This window comes from Micromonospora sonchi (assembly GCF_014646235.1).
GTDB lineage: Bacteria > Actinomycetota > Actinomycetes > Mycobacteriales > Micromonosporaceae > Micromonospora > Micromonospora sonchi.
The window spans coordinates 1-17,198 of sequence record NZ_BMNB01000056.1 but is presented as its reverse complement, the minus strand read 5'-3'; the positions used below and the strand labels follow the sequence as shown (position 1 = coordinate 17,198).

Annotated in this window: 18 protein-coding genes; 10 read left to right on the top strand and 8 right to left on the bottom strand. The window is 67.4% G+C overall.

Going from position 1 to position 17,198, the window contains the following annotated elements:
- Nucleotides 1–280: 280 nt before the first annotated feature.
- Entirely contained in the window at nt 281–982 is a 702-nt protein-coding gene (locus IEY61_RS30285; RefSeq protein ID WP_229706601.1) for a TetR/AcrR family transcriptional regulator, read from the bottom strand.
- Between the two features lie 48 nt (nt 983–1,030).
- Between IEY61_RS30285 and IEY61_RS30280 the strand changes: the two genes are divergently transcribed.
- A complete protein-coding gene (locus IEY61_RS30280; RefSeq protein WP_189050646.1) occupies nt 1,031–2,161 on the top strand; it encodes an FAD-dependent oxidoreductase in 1,131 nt (376 codons plus the stop codon).
- Nucleotides 2,162–2,331: 170 nt separating this feature from the next.
- Nucleotides 2,332–3,243 carry a 2-hydroxyacid dehydrogenase gene (locus IEY61_RS30275; protein ID WP_189050644.1) on the top strand — a complete coding sequence of 304 codons (912 nt, stop codon included), beginning with the start codon at nt 2,332–2,334 and terminating at the stop codon, nt 3,241–3,243.
- Nucleotides 3,244–3,379: 136 nt separating this feature from the next.
- On the opposite strand, the gene IEY61_RS30270 is transcribed toward IEY61_RS30275, so the two are convergent.
- Nucleotides 3,380–4,495 (bottom strand): MerR family transcriptional regulator, encoded by a 1,116-nt coding sequence (locus IEY61_RS30270; protein ID WP_189050650.1) that lies wholly within the window; start codon nt 4,493–4,495, stop codon nt 3,380–3,382.
- 902 nt (nt 4,496–5,397) lie between these two features.
- Here IEY61_RS30270 and IEY61_RS30265 point away from each other — a divergent pair.
- From IEY61_RS30265 to IEY61_RS30255, 3 genes are all read left to right on the top strand, one after another.
- Nucleotides 5,398–5,643 (top strand): hypothetical protein, encoded by a 246-nt coding sequence (locus IEY61_RS30265; protein ID WP_189050642.1) that lies wholly within the window; start codon nt 5,398–5,400, stop codon nt 5,641–5,643.
- A complete protein-coding gene (locus IEY61_RS30260; protein ID WP_229706600.1) occupies nt 5,637–5,918 on the top strand; it encodes a hypothetical protein in 282 nt (93 codons plus the stop codon). Before IEY61_RS30265 ends, IEY61_RS30260 begins: the two co-directional genes overlap by 7 nt.
- Nucleotides 5,919–6,247: 329 nt before the next feature.
- Complete coding sequence (locus IEY61_RS30255) at nt 6,248–6,961, top strand: hypothetical protein (protein ID WP_189050640.1); 714 nt, start codon at nt 6,248–6,250, stop codon at nt 6,959–6,961.
- A gap of 502 nt (nt 6,962–7,463) precedes the next feature.
- Here IEY61_RS30255 and IEY61_RS30250 read toward each other — a convergent pair.
- Entirely contained in the window at nt 7,464–8,147 is a 684-nt protein-coding gene (locus tag IEY61_RS30250) for a TetR/AcrR family transcriptional regulator (RefSeq protein ID WP_189050638.1), read from the bottom strand.
- Nucleotides 8,148–8,233: 86 nt separating this feature from the next.
- On the opposite strand from IEY61_RS30250, the gene IEY61_RS30245 reads away from it, so the two are divergent.
- From IEY61_RS30245 to IEY61_RS30235, 3 genes are read left to right on the top strand one after another with little or no spacing between them, the layout of a single operon-like run.
- On the top strand, nt 8,234–9,235 hold the full coding sequence (locus IEY61_RS30245) for a zinc-binding dehydrogenase (protein WP_189050636.1): 1,002 nt from the start codon (nt 8,234–8,236) through the stop codon (nt 9,233–9,235).
- A 13-nt stretch (nt 9,236–9,248) separates the two neighbouring features.
- Entirely contained in the window at nt 9,249–10,805 is a 1,557-nt protein-coding gene (locus tag IEY61_RS30240; RefSeq protein WP_229706599.1) for an MFS transporter, read from the top strand.
- A gap of 16 nt (nt 10,806–10,821) precedes the next feature.
- Complete coding sequence (locus IEY61_RS30235; RefSeq protein WP_189050634.1) at nt 10,822–11,442, top strand: DsbA family oxidoreductase; 621 nt, start codon at nt 10,822–10,824, stop codon at nt 11,440–11,442.
- 1,002 nt (nt 11,443–12,444) lie between these two features.
- Here IEY61_RS30235 and IEY61_RS30230 read toward each other — a convergent pair.
- From IEY61_RS30230 to IEY61_RS30220, 3 genes are read right to left on the bottom strand one after another with little or no spacing between them, the layout of a single operon-like run.
- Nucleotides 12,445–13,149, bottom strand: a complete 705-nt coding sequence (locus IEY61_RS30230; RefSeq protein ID WP_189050632.1) for a DUF4386 domain-containing protein — start codon at nt 13,147–13,149, stop codon at nt 12,445–12,447.
- A 1-nt stretch (nt 13,150) separates the two neighbouring features.
- Nucleotides 13,151–13,375: a helix-turn-helix transcriptional regulator gene (locus IEY61_RS30225; RefSeq protein ID WP_189050630.1), complete on the bottom strand. Its 225-nt coding sequence runs from the start codon at nt 13,373–13,375 to the stop codon at nt 13,151–13,153.
- Nucleotides 13,376–13,377: 2 nt separating this feature from the next.
- Nucleotides 13,378–13,797: a hypothetical protein gene (locus tag IEY61_RS30220; protein WP_189050628.1), complete on the bottom strand. Its 420-nt coding sequence runs from the start codon at nt 13,795–13,797 to the stop codon at nt 13,378–13,380.
- 135 nt (nt 13,798–13,932) lie between these two features.
- Between IEY61_RS30220 and IEY61_RS30215 the strand changes: the two genes are divergently transcribed.
- Nucleotides 13,933–14,676, top strand: a complete 744-nt coding sequence (locus IEY61_RS30215) for an SDR family NAD(P)-dependent oxidoreductase (RefSeq protein WP_189050625.1) — start codon at nt 13,933–13,935, stop codon at nt 14,674–14,676.
- Nucleotides 14,677–14,760: 84 nt separating this feature from the next.
- Here IEY61_RS30215 and IEY61_RS30210 read toward each other — a convergent pair whose 3' ends face one another.
- Nucleotides 14,761–15,327, bottom strand: coding sequence for a DUF488 domain-containing protein (locus IEY61_RS30210; RefSeq protein ID WP_189050623.1), 567 nt, complete (start codon nt 15,325–15,327; stop codon nt 14,761–14,763).
- 104 nt (nt 15,328–15,431) lie between these two features.
- A complete protein-coding gene (locus tag IEY61_RS30205) occupies nt 15,432–15,860 on the bottom strand; it encodes a nitroreductase family deazaflavin-dependent oxidoreductase (protein WP_189050620.1) in 429 nt (142 codons plus the stop codon).
- Nucleotides 15,861–15,898: 38 nt separating this feature from the next.
- Between IEY61_RS30205 and IEY61_RS30200 the strand changes: the two genes are divergently transcribed.
- Entirely contained in the window at nt 15,899–16,825 is a 927-nt protein-coding gene (locus IEY61_RS30200) for a GNAT family N-acetyltransferase (protein WP_229706597.1), read from the top strand.
- The last annotated feature ends 373 nt before the right edge of the window (nt 16,826–17,198 follow it).

Genomic DNA, 17,198 nt, shown 5'->3' with positions numbered 1-17,198 from the left:
CGGGACATCAACGCGGCCGTCAACGTGCTCGCGGCGGGACGCGCCGAGAGCCCAAACGCCTGTGGAGCGCAGGTAAGACCGGCACCCGTGCCGGCACCGCGCCGTGAAGCAGGAATCCGCCCGGGCGCTGCGCGCCGTTCTGCGCGCAGCGCGGAGGGAATCCCCGCCCTTCAGGGCGGGGAGAACGTCAAGGGTGTCGCTCACACCCCATCATCGGATGGGACCACCCCTACGGTTCACGACGCGGTGTTCAGCCGACCACCGGCCTGCGAGCAGCAGGTCACGTGTGGGGGTGGCCGGTGATGCCGTCCAGGATGGTGGTCAGATTGCGGTGGAAGGTCTCCTCGGCGTCGAGGTGGGCACCGTCGAGGACGAGCCGGGCGACGGTGGGGTAGCGGCCTGTTTCGAGCATGCGGGTCAGGTAGGGCCCGAGGCTGGCCTGCCAGGCGGACAGGTCGGTGCCGGTGGAACGGGCGGTACGGCGCTCGGTGACCTCTCTGCGAAGCGCTCCGATGATGAAGGCGTTGAGGGCGCCCAGGGCACGCTGGAGGTCGTCGACGTCGCGTACGCCAGGGGCCTGGCTGAGCGCCGCCGCGGTCGACTCGCCCACGGCGAGGGCGTGAGGTCCCAGGTGTGGCCTTGCGCCGAGCAGGTCGGCGAACCACTCATGCTCGAGGGTGGCGTCGCGGGTCCGGTGAACGATGGCCAGTACCGTGGCACGCCACTCGGAGTGCTGGCCGGCCTCGGCGATCTGGGCATAGACGGCGTCGACCATCAGATCGAGCAGTTCAGCTCTGTTGAGCACGTAGTCGTAGAGCCGCATCGGGCCGACACCGAGCTCTTTTGCGATCTTGCGAATCGACACTCCGTCGAGGCCGTGCGCGTCCGCCAGGCGGATCGCCGTAGCCGCGATCTTCGCGCGACTCAACGGCACCGGCGCCGCCCGCGCCTGAGGCTCGGGCCGCTCCCAGACGGGCAACACTTCGCTACCGTACGCCGTATCCACAAAATACAGTGTACGGTAACGCAGATGAGGACGCGAATCGCGATCGCCGGGGGTGGGCTCGGCGGCCTGACGTTGGCACGAATCCTGCACCGGCACGGCATCGACGCGGTGGTGTACGAACGCGAGGCAAGCCGATCCGCGCGATCACAGGGCGGCTCGCTCGACCTGCACCCGGAGTCCGGGCAGCAGGCCCTGGCCGAGGCGGGCCTCGCCGGCCGGTTCCGGTCCGAGGCGCGGCCGGAGGGCGAGGAGCATCGCATCCTCGACCCGGCCGGACGCACCCTCGTGCACCACAAGCCGCAACCCGGCTCATTCTCCGGACGTCCCGAGATCGACCGCAGCGTACTGCGTGATCTTCTGCTCGACTCGCTTCCCGGCGACACGGTGGCCTGGCAGCACCGGCTCGTCGCGGCGACGCCACGCCCCGACGGGGGCCTCGGGCTGAGGTTCGATGGTGGCCACAGGACCGATTGCGACATTCTCATCGGCGCCGACGGCACGCGTTCGATCGTCCGATCGTTGCTGACTGACGTGACACTGTCCCACGTGGCCACCTTGGTGGAACTCAACATCAGCGACGCCGACCGGCGTCACCCGGATCTCGCTGAGCTGGTCGGTCCCGGCAACCTGTGGTGCATCGGCGTGAACCAGATCCTTGCGGCGCAACGCCTCGGCGACGGCAGCATCCGGGTCGGAATCTCGTTGCGCGCAGAAAATCGCGACATCGACACATACCGTAGTAAGCGTGCTCTGCTGGACATGTTCGATGGCTGGGACGCCAGCCTCACCGCACTCATCGAAGCCGGCGACAGCCCGCCGACGCCGCGCAGGATCGAGGCGATGCCCACCGGTACCCGCTGGGTCCACCAGCCGGGCATCACCCTCATCGGTGACGCCGCGCACCTCATGCCGCCGGTCGGCGAGGGCGCCAATCAGGCCATGCTCGACGCCGCCGAACTCGCCGTCGAACTCGCCACCAGTCCCGCCGACCCAGACGCGGCGATCCGGAGGTACGAGGAGGCGATGTTCACCAGAACTCACCCGATCGCCGAAATGTCCGCGCGAGTCCAGGCGATGATGCTGTCCCCAACCGCAGCCGACGACATCATCCGCTTCTTCACGACAGGGCCCACCGAGGCGGTACCCGCAGTTTGACAATCGCGGCGATCAGTCGAGCCGCTGATTGGCGTGAGATGATCTATCGGATACCGGCCACAGCGCCTAATCAGGACGCTTGGAGCGGCCAGATCCCCACCAGCCTTACTCACTGTGACACTCAAGGGTGTCGACTTGCCTTGACCGGCCCTCCAGGCGAGAAATAAGGCATGGTTGTCGCCGTGCGCTACCTGATCTCTCACCCCGACGCAGTGGCCGAGCTTGGCGATCTTGACGTCGCGCTGTACGACGGAACTCAACCCGTGCCCGAGAACCTGGACGATGTCGAGTTTTATGCGGTTCCGTACGGGATTATTGATCCGCGTCTCTGCAAGCCGATCGCGCGGATGCCCCGACTCAAGGTGGTGCAGACCGTGACCGCCGGCTACGACCACGTCCTGCCGTACCTGCGGCCTGGCCTGATCCTGGCCAACGGCCGGGGCGTGCATGACGCGGCCACCGCCGAACTGGCCGTGGCACTCACCCTGGCCGCCCGGCGTCGGCTGCCGGATTTCGTTCGGGCGGGGGGAGAGGGCCGTTGGGCCTCGGGCTGGTCGACCGGGCTGGCTGACGCCCGAGTGCTGATCGTCGGATACGGCTCGATCGGCGCCGCGATCGAGCGCCGGCTCGCTGGGTTCGAGGTGGAGATCAGCCGGGTGGCACGGAGTGCCCGCCCCGGCGTACGGCCAGTCTCCGACATTGCGGAGATGTTGCCCCGAGCGGATGTGGTCATCCTGACCACCCCGCTGACCCCGGAGACCGAGGGCCTGGTGAACAGGGATTTCCTCGCCAGGATGGCCGACGGCGCCCTGCTGGTGAACGTGTCACGGGGGCGGGTGGTGGACAGCGAGGCGCTGCTCGCCGAGCTCAACGCGGGTCGGCTGCACGCTGCCCTGGACGTCACCGAACCCGAGCCGCTACCCGCCGACCATCCGCTGTGGTGCGCACCGAACGTCCTGATCAGCCCGCACGTCGGCGGCCTGACCGCCGCGTTGGCACCGCGGGCCCGACGGCTGCTGGTCGACCAGGTACGGCGGTACGTGGCGGGCGAGCCGCTCGCGAATGTCGTTACCGGGCCGTAAATTCCGGTCCCACCGGATCTTGTGGCGCTTTGCAGGAGGGCGTTCGACTCACACGGTGACGGGCGCGACGTCACCTTCGGTGACGAGCGCGTCGCGGCATGAGCGGGCATCGGATCTGTGCGTCGCGCACGGTGGCTCAGGCTACGAGTAGACGGAGGCCGAGCTCTGCGGTGTCGAGGGCGACGAGATTGCGATTACGTCCGACCCACCGGCCTGAAGAGAGGTCTTCGCGGAGTGTGCTGATCGCCCGTTGCTCGGCCTGCGGTCCGACTCTGGTCCATACCGAAACCGCCCGGCGTACATGTTCGTCCAGGTACGCCTCAGGCCGGCGCCAGTGTGCCTCGAAAAAGCCGTCAGCGCAGTCCCACGGCACGAGCACGGGCTCCGCGCGTCCTCCGATCGCGCGGGTCGGCTCGGCCAGGGACGGCCATCCGACGAGAAGGTCTGCGAACTCGGGCAGGTAGTCGCGGGTGAGCCAGAACCGCTGACGCCAGCCGGTGTCAGCGGCGTCGTAGGTGAACACCACCACGCGGCGAGCCACACGCCGCATCTCCCGCAGCCCGGCGATCGGGTCCGGCCAGTGATGGACGGTGCTGACCGCCATCGCGGCGTCGAAGGACTGATCCGCGAACGGCAGACTCTCCGCCGCGGCGGCCACGCAGGGCGCCGCACCCGGGGGACGCTGCGCCCGCATGACCGCCGACGGTTCCACCGCCGTGACGTCGCGGTCGGGGGGCTCGTAGGAACCGGTGCCAGCCCCGACGTTCAGGACCGTTCGGGCGTCGCCCAGCGCATCCCAGATGCGCGCGGCGATTCGCGGCTCGGTCCGCCGCGTCGCTCGGTACGCGGGCCCGATGGCGTCGTGCAACTGCGCACCGAACACTTTCAACTGCTCCTCTGGAGTGGTCCTGGTTCCCATTGCTAGTGCCTCCAGTTCCCTGTCGATGGCCGCCACCGTGGCAGCAGCGCGGTCACGCTGGTCCATCAGCAGGCCGCGCAGCCGGCACAGGTGCGCGACCGCGTCGGTGGCCGGATCGTCGACCAGATCCGCGATCTCCCGCAGTCCGAAGCCGAGCCGCCGGTAGGCGAGCACCTCCCGGAGTCGCTCCACATCGCCGGCGGAGTAGGCCCGATGCCCCGCCGCAGTCCGGGTGGACGGCTCCAGGAGGCCGACCTCGTCATAGTGATGCAGTGTGCGGACGCTGACGCCGGCCAACTGCGCCACACGCCCCACGCTCAGGTGTTCATCCACGGCACCGACTATGTGACATGACGCCACGTGAGGAGCAAGCATTTCGCTGCCGACATGATCAAGCTTTCGCTCATCGGCACGTCCGGGCGCCGCCATCCTTGTACGACGGCCGTGCTCCGTGACGCGCGGCCCTCGACAGAGGTGGACGGTGCCCGGGCCTGTCAGCCTGTGACGACGGTTCGTGTGCAGGTCGATATCGCTTGTTCGCCGATCCACACTTGGTGCATGGCAGTCGATGGGCCCGCAGAACCCCAGCGATCACCTGCGGGTCCGGTCGTGCCTGACTGGGCATACAACCGAGCCGGGCGTCTTGTCTTCACCGGGGAATCGGGAATTCCCGATCCGCCGCTCGCCACGGCGTTGCGGGGTGCCGCCTCCTCCTCGCTGATGGGCGTCCTCGTCGGCGTGATGGTTGTCTTGGCTGCCGGTGGCATTGGGTGGACCGACCCCGTTGTCGGTGCGGCTGCCCTCGGCGCTCTCGGGATGCCGCCGATTCGTCGGGGATACCGGCTGCGAGCAGTTCTTGCCCTGTCGGTCACCACTGCCGGGTGTCTGGTGGCTGGCGTCCTTCTCGGTCGCTCGCTGCCGATGCCATGGGACCTCTTCTTCCCGCTCGCCGTCGCCCTGGCCATCGGCAGTCTGACAGGGACCGCCGCCGCGTACATACCACGGCGGTCCGATAGACGAGGAGGACTGGGAGATCACCAGCCGGAGTCGAAACCGGCTGGGTCGCACTGACGAACTCGTCGTGGCCATGGGCGGGTAATCCGCTGGATGCGGGCTTCCTTCCGTGAAGGCATGCAGCGGTAACGCCCGCTGCCGTAAGCCTCGTCGTACTCACGGTCGTTGACATCGTCCATACCGTCGTCGCCCTTGCGGCGTACGAGCACCCGGTCGGCGTTGTGACCCACGACGGCTCCGGCACGGTCGAGATGCTGAACACCATCGTGCCGCTGCGTGAATTGTCCATTGCGATGTTCTGGCTGCTGTTTCTCGCATTGCTCGCCGGCATCGCCGCCGTCGCTGGCGTTGTCATCTGTAGCACCATGACGCGCGGTCGGCGGCAGAAGCGTGCATGTGATTTTCGTGTGGACTGCTGCGCTCAGGCGGCGGTGACGCAACGACGCGGGATGATGAGATCGTGTTGATCAGTGAGACGAAGTCGCTGCTGATATCGATGCTTGATCTTGCCGGGGTACGCCCCGGCGAGGTCGCCGCCGCCGACGTGCGGGCGACGGTCGAGATCTTCCGGCGATTCGCCACCGTCCCAGCCGATGACGCCGTCTCACCCGAGAAGGACGGTGACGGAGTCCTCGCCCAGACCGGAACGTTCGACTTCGACGGCGTGCGTGAGTTCTGTGCTGATCTCACCCGGCAGTTCATCGAGGCCGACGACCAGGACGTGATCCGGCAACTGCACTGAGGTGATCTCAGCAAGGGCCGGCTGCCCGGAGACTTCAGCGTTCCCCGGGTTGGGCACTCGGGCAAGGAGATCGAGACAGCGTGCTACTGCCAACGCGCCTGGGGAGAATTTTCCGTCGCCTGGGCGCGGGGTCGGCACGCTGCCACGGCGGCTCAAAAACCCTGGTCAGCGCCGGAAGTGGTACGGCGAGTGCGGAAACTGGGAGCCCGCCGGGATATGCGCAAAAGGGGCAATGGGCGCCTGCCGCAGGGCGGAGCAGAACCGGCGTGCCGCCGGACGTTCGCCTATGCTCACTCGTATTTCCTACAACTGCCGAGCGATGGAGAGCCATGCCGCACTGGACGAACTGGGCGGAACTGGGGTCCTGGTTTGCGGCGATAATAGGTACGCTGGTCGGTGTCTTCACGGCCGTGCAAGCGTCGAACACCTTCCGGATGAAGGCGACGCTGGATCTGGCGAGGCCCTTTGTCCGTGCGTTGGCGCTCTCCCTGGACAAGCCAGACATCCTGGCGGCATACGAATCCGAGTGTACGACCGCCGGGGACATCCTGCGCAAGAAGACACGCCGCATGCTCGTTGTGGCAGGATTGGCATTTGCCTTACTGGCAATGGGGGTCGGCGGGACCCTTCTTTCTCGTCTTCCTGAGCCGCCTAATCGCACCGAGATACGATTCTCCGTCGGCGACGCGGCACAGCAGGAATGCGAGACCACGGGTCTCGGCTGGGTAATGAGTACTACATGTACCAACCGCTGGTTCCTTGACTCGTCGGGACAGAGAATTCAGGCAGAGGCCACCCTCTCAGGTCCGGCACGCCAGAGAAATCTGGGCATCGTTGTTGATGGCTGCTCGGGTCGCGCGCAGGTTCGGTGGGAGCTTCTCGCTGATGGCAAAGCTCTCGGCAACGGCATGGCTGGTTCTGGGAACCAGGAACAGGAACTGAACGTACCTAAGGGCAAGTCATCGCTCACCATTCGAGCCGAGCGGATCGATGATAATTCGTGCTCCGCAGAACTCGTCGTCGAGGCCGTCCAGTGGCCCTAGTGGTGCGACACGGGCGAAGGTGGCGGGTCGGGCGGTGATGGAGACAGGCGTGGAGCCGTCGATAGACAGGTTCTTGCGACAGATCCACGTCTTCGGGAGGGTTCCACGTGATTGCCTATCCCTGCCACGGTCGATGTCCCGAAGGGAACTCGTGCAGTACCTCGCGCGTCTGCTGTACGCCCAGCGCCGCGCCTGCGGTACCCGCCGTGGCAGAGCGGAGCGGCGTGGGGCGCGTAGTGTTCGATGGCGAATTGCTGCCCGGTCATGTGCGTGTGTTGAAGGGGCAGGAGCCAATTCAGGTTGGCGTGCGGCTGTGGGTGGTTGTCGCTAGAACCGTGCAGCCCATCTCGTGTGCGGCGGCGGTGATGACGGCGCGGGCCGTGGCAGCGTCGTCCGGTGGGAACGCGACGCGGATCTGGTGGCCGTACGCGGTTTCGTAGGTCAATAGCCAGTCGCGGTCGATAGCCTTGCGGGTGCCTATGCTCCGGCTGGCCTCCTTGGTCTACGACCGTTCTGGCAGCCTCGTCGAGCCTCGGGGAGCGTGCTCCCAGCGTTCGGCGAGGAGGGCGGGAGAGGGCGCGGTCCCGGACAGTTGAGGGTGGCCGGGACGCAGGCCGTCGAGAGCGATGGCGATCGTACGCTTTCGGGCGTTGCGGGCTGCGTCGATCAGGTCGGTACGGTCCTGCCGGTCGAGTTGTTCGATCAGGGGGGACTTGCCGAGTTGTTCGATCAGTAGCGAGATGTCCATGGCTGTGGCGTCCGGTCTGAGCACTCCGGCGGCGTGTGCACGGGCCACCAGATCTCGCATCAGCTCCTCGGACCTGGTGAACTTGGCCGCCATCTCGTCGGTGACGGCGATCGTGCCGGCCAGCGGCCCGAGGGCACCGCCGCTGAACTCGATGCAGGCGTCGATGTAGTGCGCGAGCCCCTCCCAGGGGTCGTCATGCTGCAGGCCGCGTTCGGCGGCCCGAATCCACTGGTCGAGTGACAGTGCGCAGAGGTGCTGGAAGAGCTCGTCCTTGGAGCGGTAGCGGCGGTAGAGGCTGGCGATGCCGACTCCGGCGCGTGCGGCGATCGTCGCCACCGACGCATGCGCTCCGTCCACGGCCAGGACCTTCTTGGCGGCCTCCAGGAGAGCGTGGTCGTTGCGTTCGGCTTCGGCGTGCCGGGGAGCTTTGCGGGCCATGCGCTCACTGTAGTCGCCTTGCGAAGCGATTCACTCCGTTATAGGTTCCCTCAAACGAAGCGAATTTATCCGTTTGGAGGGGCGTCATGCGGGCTGTGGTGATGGAAGAGTTCGGAGGGCCGGAGGTCTTGCGGATACGACAGGTCGAAGATCCCGTGCCAGGGCCGGGGCAGGTGCTCGTCGCGGTGGAGTACGCGAGCATCACCTTTGTCGAGACGCAGGTGCGCTCAGGCAACGGGCCGTTCGGCAGACCCGCGCTTCCCCGTACACCCGGCAATGGCGTGGGCGGTCGCATCGTCGCGGTCGGAGCGGACGTGGACCCGGCCCTCATGGGGACGGTCGTGGTCACCACCACCGGCGGCGAGGGCGGTTACGCCGAGCTGGCGCTGGCTCGGGCACTGGACGTGGTTGCGGTTCCCGCGGGTCTGGAGCTTAAGGATGCGGTCGCGCTGTTGGCCGATGGGCGTACGGCGCTGCTGCTGTACCGGCAGGCGGAGATCAAGCCGTCGGAGCGGGTTCTCGTGGAGGCTGCGGGAGGGGGTGTCGGCAGCCTGCTGGTGCAACTCGCCGCCGGGGCGGATGCCCATGTGATCGGTGCTGCCCGAGGTGTCGGCAAGGCGGGGCTGGTCACGTCGCTGGGCGCGGCCGCCTATGTCGACTACTCCCGGCCTGATTGGCTGGATCAGGTGGCGGAGGAGACCGGCGACGCCGGGCTCGATCTCGTCTTCGACGGGGTCGGCGGCCGGATCGGCACCGAGGCGATCGGGGCGTTACGCGAAGGCGGACGCGTGAGCATCTACGGCATGGCCAGCGGCGCCGAAGCCGAACTCGACGAAGGCGAACTCCGGGCACGCTCCATCGGCGTCATCGGCGTCATCGGCGTCATCGGCCTCACCGCCGCACCCAGCCCCGCCCAGAACCGCGCTCTCATCGTCGATGCGCTGAACCTCGCGGCCGACGGGAAGCTGCGGCCGGTCACCGGCAAGACCTTCCCGCTTGAGGCGGCGGCCGCCGCGCACCGAGCGATCGAGTCCCGGACCACCACCGGCAAGACCCTGCTCGTTCCCGCCGGCCATGTCCGTGGCTGAGATCGGATTCCACATGGCCCACAACCGCCCTGCCAGAGCCGGAGTCCGGGAGTGGACGGCCTTGGCGGTCCTGGGTGTTCCCGCCGTGCTGGTCATGATGAACATGTCGGTGCTCTATCTGGCGTTGCCAAGTCTGAGCGCCGAGCTGGAGCCCGACGGCCCTCAGCTGCTGTGGATCACCGACATCTACGGCTTCATGGTCGCCGGATCGCTGGTCACGATGGGTACGCTCGGCGACCGTTTCGGACACCGCCGGATCCTGCTGGTCGGCGCCCTCGCCTTCACCGGCGCATCCGTCGTCGCCGCGTACGCCGGTGCCGGCATGCTCATCGCAGCACGGGCGGTCCAGGGAGTCGCCGCCGCCGCGCTGGCACCGTCCTCACTGGCGCTGATCCGCGCCCTGTTCCTCGACGTCCGGCAGCGCACCCTGGCCATCACGATCTGGATGATGGCCTTCATGGGCGGCGGTGCGCTCGGCCCGCTGGTCGGCGGTGTGCTGCTGCAGTACTTCTGGTGGGGGGCGGTGTTCCTGCTCGCCATACCGACCATGGCCCTGCTGCTGGTCACCGGCCCTTTCCTGATCCCCGAATCCCGCGCTTCGGTTTCCGCGCCGCTGGACGCGATCAGTGTGGTCCTGTCACTGCTGACCCCTCTGACGATCGTGTACGGCATCAAGGATCTCGCCGTCCACGGCTTCGCCCTGCCATCCGTCGGTGTCCTGGTCGCCGGCCTGGTGATCGGCGCGGTCTTTGTACGCCGACAGCGGCGGCTGCCCAACCCGCTCCTGGACCTGGGACTGTTCCGCATTCCCGCGTTCGCCGTATCCGTCACAGGCATGGTGCTGGTCGGCAGCGTCCTGTTCGGGACCAGCCTGCTCACCTCCCAATACCTGCAACTGGTGCTCGGATTCTCGCCATTGGAGGCCGGCCTGTGGCAGCTGCCCGCCGCGGTCACCGGTACCGCCGTGGCCCTGGTGGTCTCCAGCCTCACCGGCCGAATCCGCCCAGCCGTCCTCATGGGCGCCGGAGCCGCATTCGCCGTCATCGGTCCCATCCTGCTCACCCAGGCGGACACCAACCCCATCATCCTGGTGTCCGGCTCCACCCTTCTCTTCGCCGGGCTGACCCCGTTCATGGCGCTGGGAACCAACCTGGTCATCGGCGCGGCACCACCCGAACGCGCCGGAGCCGCCTCAGCAATCTCCGAGACCGGCGCCGAACTCGGCGGCGCGCTCGGTATCGCCGTACTCGGCAGCATCTCCACCGCCGTCTACGGCGGCTACATGATCGGCCGTACACCCGACGACATCCCCGCCAAGGTCGCCAATGCCGCCCGCGAGACGTTGCCCGCCGCCCTCCAGGCAGCCCAGCGACTCCCCGAAAGCCTCGGCATCCCCTTGGCCCAGACCGCTCGGGACGCGTTCACCTACAGCCTCCACGTGCACGCGCTCATCACGATTCCCCTGCTCATCGCGCTCGCCCTGCTGACCCTGACCCTGCGGCGCGCAACCCCGCCACATCCACCGAGCCAGCCCGCGCAGGCCACAACGCCCGCCCCGTCATTCGACTGAAAGGGACCGAGGGATCATGCAAATCGAGGTCTACTTCGATGTCCTGTGCCCCTGGTGTTACATCGGCAAGAGACGACTGGCCGCCGCCTTGCAGGGCCAAAACGACGTGAATGTTGTCTGGCGCAGTTTCGAACTCGACCCGGACGCAGGCCCCATCCCCGACCTGACCGCGGCGCAGGTGATCGCCACATACCAGAACGACCCAGCCCGAGCGAGCGCCCGGGTCGCCCACATCCAAGCGCTCGGCGCAGCCGAGGGACTCGAACTCAACCTGCACCAGGCCCGGCCGGTCAACTCCTTCGATGCTCACCGCCTGATCCACCTGGCCGCCACCCGCGGCCTGGCCGACGCTGTGCTGGAACGTCTCCTTCACGGTTACCACACCCAAGGCCGCAACATCGCCGATCCGGACGCTCTCCAAGCGCTCGGCGTCGAGGCCGGACTTGATCTCGCCGACATAGCTGAACTCTTCACCGGCGACGCGTTCACCGATGAAGTCCGAGCCGATGAACGCCGCGCCACCCAGAGGGGAATCCGAGGCGTGCCTGCACTCGTCATTGACGGAGCCCCGCCAGTGTCCGCCGTTCAGGAGCCTGCCGCTCTGGCAAGCCTCCTAGAACGCGCAACACGTTTCTGAGCTTGGATCCACGGCACTCCGCTCCGTTGCTCCCACCACTGAAGCAGCGACGTGACTGCTGCCATCAACACCCACGCCAGTACGAACCCGCTCAGGATGAACTCTCGTCGCGGCGCCTCACCAAGGATCAAGGTCATCACGAGTACTAGAAGATGCCCGCTGCCGACCATGACGACCAACCCGAACAAGGGGCCCCATCAGCCGAAGCGCCACTTCAGTCTCCTGACCAACGGCGTGCCGTGACCCTCGTCGGCGCCTCCCAGGGCACCATGGAGCGCAGTATATGAGGGTCTCTTGACGTTGTCGTGGGTCACGGTTTCATGATCGTCCGGGACGGAGGCACAGGCCCCCGCGTCGGTTCAATCGGCTGCGGCGGAGGAAAAGGCATCCGCACATCGGCATGAGCGTGCACGGCAGGCGATCGGCGGCAGGTGCCGCAGGAAATACCTTGGCGGGTCGCGGCGGAGCGGGGAAGATCGGCCGTGAGGTGACCTACGTGCGGATGCGACTGCGGCAGGTGCGCATCGGCGCACGGACCTTCGTGTGGCGTGCGGAGATCCGGCATGTGCAGGGTCGCGGTGATTGCCACCGGTGTATTCGGCTGCGGGTGTGGGGCGCGGGGAAGACGAGTCAGGCACTTCAGGCGGATCTGCTGTCGGTTTCCTGGCCGATGCCGTGGGGCATGCGCCACCGACGATGCCTATCCGACGCCGTCTGACGTGCGGGCCGTCATCATTCACGCGCTGGAGAACGGATGGCAGCCGGAGAGGCGGGGCGGGACGTTCATGCTGTCCGAGCAGGAGAACGGGTTCGCCTTGCCCGATTTTTTGCTGACCGATCGGCTATGTACGCCCGAGAGTGCCGATCCCACGGTCCGAGTGATCCGCGCCTATGAGCGTCGTCGACGTACGTGACGTTCCCTTGACCAAACGCACGCAGCGCCGGTAGCCGTCGCCGGTCGGCGACGGCTACCTGGTCAGGTTCGTTTCTCTCGGTCAGGGTTCACGCAGCAGCGACGGCGGCGGGCCGGTCGCGCTGCGGAATCCTGACGCCCTTCACGAGCAGCCAGAGCAGCATGGAGACCTCCGCCACGGCGGGTGGGGTGACGACGAACGGACTCAGCACCGCACCCAGGTCGGGGGCGGTGAACCGGGCGAACGTGTCGACGAGGTAGCCGAAGCAGCCAACGATGAGCAGTACCCCGATCACGCGCGGGATCATGCGGGACCGGTAGACGAGGTACCCCATCGGCAGCAGCCACAACCCGAAGAAGACCTGCGTCATGAGGTACCCATTGTGGTGTAGGTCGAGCATGAGCAGCACCACGTCGGAGCCCTGTGTGTCGAAGGCGCTCGGGTAGGCGGCCTCGCTCACGTGCAGTGCCTGGAGTTGGTGCGCCAGGTTGAGGGCCATCATGGCGGCGGCGATCGCGAGGAAGATCACCATCGCCCGGGCCGCGTTGGCGTGCACATGTTTGAGCAGGAGATACAGGGCCATCGCGGTTAGCAGTCCGATCGGGACGGCTACCAGGTCGGCCACGACGCTGGCCCGAACGAGGCCGGCATGGATCGCGACGTTCTTCGCGGTCGTGGCGGCGTCGCCGGGCTCGTACACGGTGGCGCGAACGATCTCGGCGAAGGCGCCACAGATGGCCATGATGAGGTAGAGCAGCCCGGCGATGCGAGCGAGGCGTTGAGGGGTATGCATATCATTCCTCGGAGTCGGGGTATTGGAAGACGTTGTCGAGCGGCACGTTGAAGACGCGGGCGATCTGGAAGGCCACCTCCAGCGACGGCGAGTAGCGGCCCTGCTCGATGGCGATGATGGTCTGCCGGGTCACCCCGATGTGGTCGGCCAGTTCCGCCTGCGTCATCTCGCCGTTCGCGAACCGCAGCGCTCGGATCGAGTTGGTGATCCTCGTGGGCTTGACCAAGGCTAGAAGCCCCGCCGGTACAGGATGATCTTTGTGATCGACGAGGCGAGCGCGGCCAGGAGGAACGCCAGGTACAGCGCGTTGGCGATCCAGAAGTGGGCGGCCTGCGCCATGGTCAGGGCGAGCGGGACGATTGCGGCGATGCTCATGACGTAGAACCCGACGTACTCGCCCAGCCGGTGGATCTGCCGGTCGCGTTCGTCGGTCCGGCCGGCTTCCCTCGGTGAGGCGATGGCGGCGGCGATGCTGGCGACGATGCCCAGGCCGATCCCGGCACCGATGGCAATGAGCATCGGCCGCACATAGGCGATCCGCGCGACGTCCGCGCCCGCCACCTTTGACAGGACGGTGGCGAAGTAGACCGCAGAGACGCTGACGGCGACCAGGACGTAGATCCACGAGCGCTTCTCTTCCGAGGACATGTCCCGCTCCCATGTAAAGAATCTTTGACACAGTCAAGGTAAAGCAACGGAGACATGATGTCAAGAATTTTGTACACCGAACGCGTCGTCCGATCACCGCCAGACGGCGGGGCTGCTGTCGATCAGGCTTTCGGTATGAACAAGGCACTTGATGGCAAGGTGGCTCTGGTCACCGGTGGTGGTCGTGGTATCGGCGCCGCCGTGGCGTTGCGCCTGGCCGAGGAGGGCGCCGATGTGGCGCTGACGTTCCAGCAGAACCAGCAACGCGCCGACGACGTGGTGGAGCAGATCAAGGCCGCGGGGCGGCGGGCGATGGCCGTACGGGCGGACAGTTCCGACCCTGCGGAGGTGGTCGACGCGGTTGACCGGGTCGCCGGTGAGCTGGGTCGGTTGGACATCCTGGTCAACAACGCCGGCGCGTTCCTGCTCGGACCGCTGGAGCAACTGAGTCTGGAAGAGTTCGACCAGACCGTCGCGGTCAACGTCCGGGCGCCGTTCGTCACCTCGCAGGCTGCGGTGCGCCACATGTCGAGCGGTGGGCGGATCATCAACATCGGCAGCAACATGGCCGAGCGGGCGGTCTTCCCGGGCTTCTCCCTGTACGCGATGAGCAAGACGGCGCTGATCGGCCTGACCAAGGCGCTGGGACGCGAACTCGGCGGCAGGGCGATCACCGTGAATCTGGTGAACCCGGGGCCCACGGACACCGAATCGAACCCGGCCGACGGCCCCAATGCCGACACGATCAACGGGTTCACGGCCCTCGGCCGCTATGCGACACCGACCGATGTGGCTGCCGCGGTGGCGTTCCTCGCCAGCCCGGGCGCGCGCTACATCACCGGGTCGACGGTCAACGTGGACGGCGGCTTCACCATCTGATCCGCTGCATCGGGGCGATCCCGGATGGTGTCCGCACGCCGGTCAGGGCGAAGGGCACCATCCGGGATCCGGTGTGTGGGGCGGTCAGCTGACCCCGGACGCCGGGGATGGCGTCGCCGGGTAGGTCACCTGCCCGTTTGCGCTGATTGATGGCGTCGCGCCCCACATGCCCGGCTCGTGCCGCCGTGGCTCGGCCTTGCCGATCAGGTGCCACACCGTCCAGCCCTGCGCCGTGAGCGTGTTGGCGATGAGCAGCCGGTGGCAGCGCCACGGCATCGGCTCGCCGCACATGATGGCGGTGCGGTGGTCCGTGGCGAGGGCAGTCAGTCGCTCGATGCCTTCGCGGTACTGCGGCCCGAGCGTGTAGTCGGCGTAGTTTCTGAAGCTCGGCTGCCGCCACCCGGCGTTGATGTCCGGGTCCACGTCCTGCTTGCGGCGCCGGCCGCCCAACTCGGGCAGGTGGACGTAGTCGATGCCCGCCCGGGCCAGCCAGCGTGGCAACGTGTCGCGCCCGAACTGTGGGTTGCGCCGTGATCCGGGCTGCGCGCGCACGTCGGCGAGCAGGCTGATGTCGTACTCGTGCAGTGGGGCGAGGAACGCCGGTTCCGGGCACGTCCAGTGCCCGATCGTCCAGATCTCCCGCGCTGTCATATGCCGGCCTTGTTGGCGAGGAACTCGTAGGTCTGCGCCGGCCGCCGGCGCTCACCGCCTTCAGGCCGAACATCCCGAGCGTACGGCCGAGGGCGCTGTATCGGTCAGGATTCGCTGTCAGCGGCAGGGCCGTGCTCGTCGATCGGGAGGAGTTCGAACACGGGGTGGCGGTCGGCCTCGGCCACGAAGTCCTCGACCGGCGCGTCCTTGTCGGCGCTGAAGTACGGCCGGGTGGGCGTGGCGACGGCGACGTAGCGTTTGAGTACGGGTCCGGCCTCCGCCGCCGAGACCTCGCGGACGGCATAGTCACGTCGGTCCCTGCGTCGGGCCAGGCTGACTCGTCCGGCAGCCCGGGCGTTGTGCACCCATGACACCGCTCCGTAGGGCGCGACCAGCCATTGCCGCCTCCCGTCCTCGACCACGGTCGCCGGGTGCGTGAGTGCTCGGCCGGTCTTGCGCCCCGTCGTGGTCAGCATGTACGTGCCGGGCACCAGGCCCGCTCGGACGAACACACTGATGACGGCGTCGCCCATGCGGCGTCGTCGGCTGGAGCGGAACTGTCGGACTCGGCGTGGGCTTGCTGGCTCCGGTTGGCTGGGCGTCGTGTCAGGCACCGCTACTGGCTCCCATCGATGTCGGCTCGGGCAACCCCAGGATGACGGACCGAAACCAGTTGCGCCTTCGGCTCCGCCCCAGCATCGTGATCGAAATGATCGACTCCACCAGCCTCCTGGCGGCCTATGACGAGCAACTTCGAACTGACGCCGAGACGCCGAGCGCCATCTCGGTCACCCGGCACGGACCACTACGGCTCGTCACCTTCGCGGGTGGTCGTGGATTTGTCACCTACCGCGATCTCGGCGGCGCGGACGCCGACACGCTTCGGCGACTCGTCCCCGAAGCGCTCGCGCACTATCAGGCGGACCCTGAGATCAGCCGGATCGAGTGGAAGACCCGCGGGCACGACCACGCGCCGGGGCTGCACGAGGCGTTGCTGGAGAACGGGTTCACCGCAGGAGAGCCTGAGTCGATCATGATCGGCGAGACGCGGCTACTCGCCGTCGACGTACCGCTGCCCGAGGGCGTGGCCCTGCGTCGGGTCACCGAGGAGGCAGATGTCCGAGCGATGAGCCGAATGCAGGACGAGGCCTTCGGTGAGCCGGTCAGCGAGGGTATGGCGGACGCCATTCTGCGCCGCCTGGCTCGCGATGACGGGATGGAGTTGTGGGTTGCCGAGGCTGACGGGCAGATCGTCAGTGCCGGCCGGCTGGAACCGGTGCACGGAACCAACTTCGCCGGGATCTGGGGCGGCGCGACCCGTGCGGAGTGGCGCGGCCGCGGGATCTACCGCGCGTTGACGGCCGCACGAGCCCGTTCAGCGCTCGATATGGGCAAGACGCTCATCAACAGCGACTCCACCGAGTACTCGCGCCCAATCCTCGAACGCTCCGGCCTGGTCAAGGTCTCCACGACGACGCCCTACAACTGGCGGCGGTGAGACGGCCCGAACGCTTCGGCTCACGAGTCGTGCGGGTCAGGGTTGGCGGGTCAGGCCGAGGACGGCGGCCAGTCGCGCCAGGTCGGCCGCTGCCGGTCCGCGTTGGATGATCTCGGCGAGGAGGGTACGGGCGACAGGGCGGCTGCGGACCTCGGCGGGGGCGATGCCTGAGCTGGTGTCAAGGTCAGCGGCAGGGGAACTGGATGTCGGTGCTGGCCGTCTCGGCTCCACTGGTGACCGTCACCCTTAGAGCGTCCGCCAGTAGGTGACGGTGAGGACGTGGGGTAGTGAAACGGGCACGAAGTCGGTGATCATCGAGTTGTCTACGCTCTGTGATCACTGGAGGCTTCGTGCCCGCCGTCCCATCATGCAT

What these genes read in the sequence shown, in the direction of transcription:
- IEY61_RS30220 (WP_189050628.1), bottom strand. Translation starts at nt 13,797, where the DNA reads ATGTCCTCGGAAGAGAAGCGCTCGTGGATCTACGTCCTGGTCGCCGTC.
- IEY61_RS30280 (WP_189050646.1), top strand. Translation starts at nt 1,031, where the DNA reads ATGAGGACGCGAATCGCGATCGCCGGGGGTGGGCTCGGCGGCCTGACG.
- IEY61_RS30205 (WP_189050620.1), bottom strand. Translation starts at nt 15,860, where the DNA reads ATGGGCGACGCCGTCATCAGTGTGTTCGTCCGAGCGGGCCTGGTGCCC.
- IEY61_RS30250 (WP_189050638.1), bottom strand. Translation starts at nt 8,147, where the DNA reads ATGGCCCGCAAAGCTCCCCGGCACGCCGAAGCCGAACGCAACGACCAC.
- IEY61_RS30240 (WP_229706599.1), top strand. Translation starts at nt 9,249, where the DNA reads ATGGCCCACAACCGCCCTGCCAGAGCCGGAGTCCGGGAGTGGACGGCC.
- IEY61_RS30275 (WP_189050644.1), top strand. Translation starts at nt 2,332, where the DNA reads ATGGTTGTCGCCGTGCGCTACCTGATCTCTCACCCCGACGCAGTGGCC.
- IEY61_RS30230 (WP_189050632.1), bottom strand. Translation starts at nt 13,149, where the DNA reads ATGCATACCCCTCAACGCCTCGCTCGCATCGCCGGGCTGCTCTACCTC.
- IEY61_RS30255 (WP_189050640.1), top strand. Translation starts at nt 6,248, where the DNA reads ATGCCGCACTGGACGAACTGGGCGGAACTGGGGTCCTGGTTTGCGGCG.
- IEY61_RS30235 (WP_189050634.1), top strand. Translation starts at nt 10,822, where the DNA reads ATGCAAATCGAGGTCTACTTCGATGTCCTGTGCCCCTGGTGTTACATC.
- IEY61_RS30210 (WP_189050623.1), bottom strand. Translation starts at nt 15,327, where the DNA reads ATGACAGCGCGGGAGATCTGGACGATCGGGCACTGGACGTGCCCGGAA.
- IEY61_RS30215 (WP_189050625.1), top strand. Translation starts at nt 13,933, where the DNA reads ATGAACAAGGCACTTGATGGCAAGGTGGCTCTGGTCACCGGTGGTGGT.
- IEY61_RS30245 (WP_189050636.1), top strand. Translation starts at nt 8,234, where the DNA reads ATGCGGGCTGTGGTGATGGAAGAGTTCGGAGGGCCGGAGGTCTTGCGG.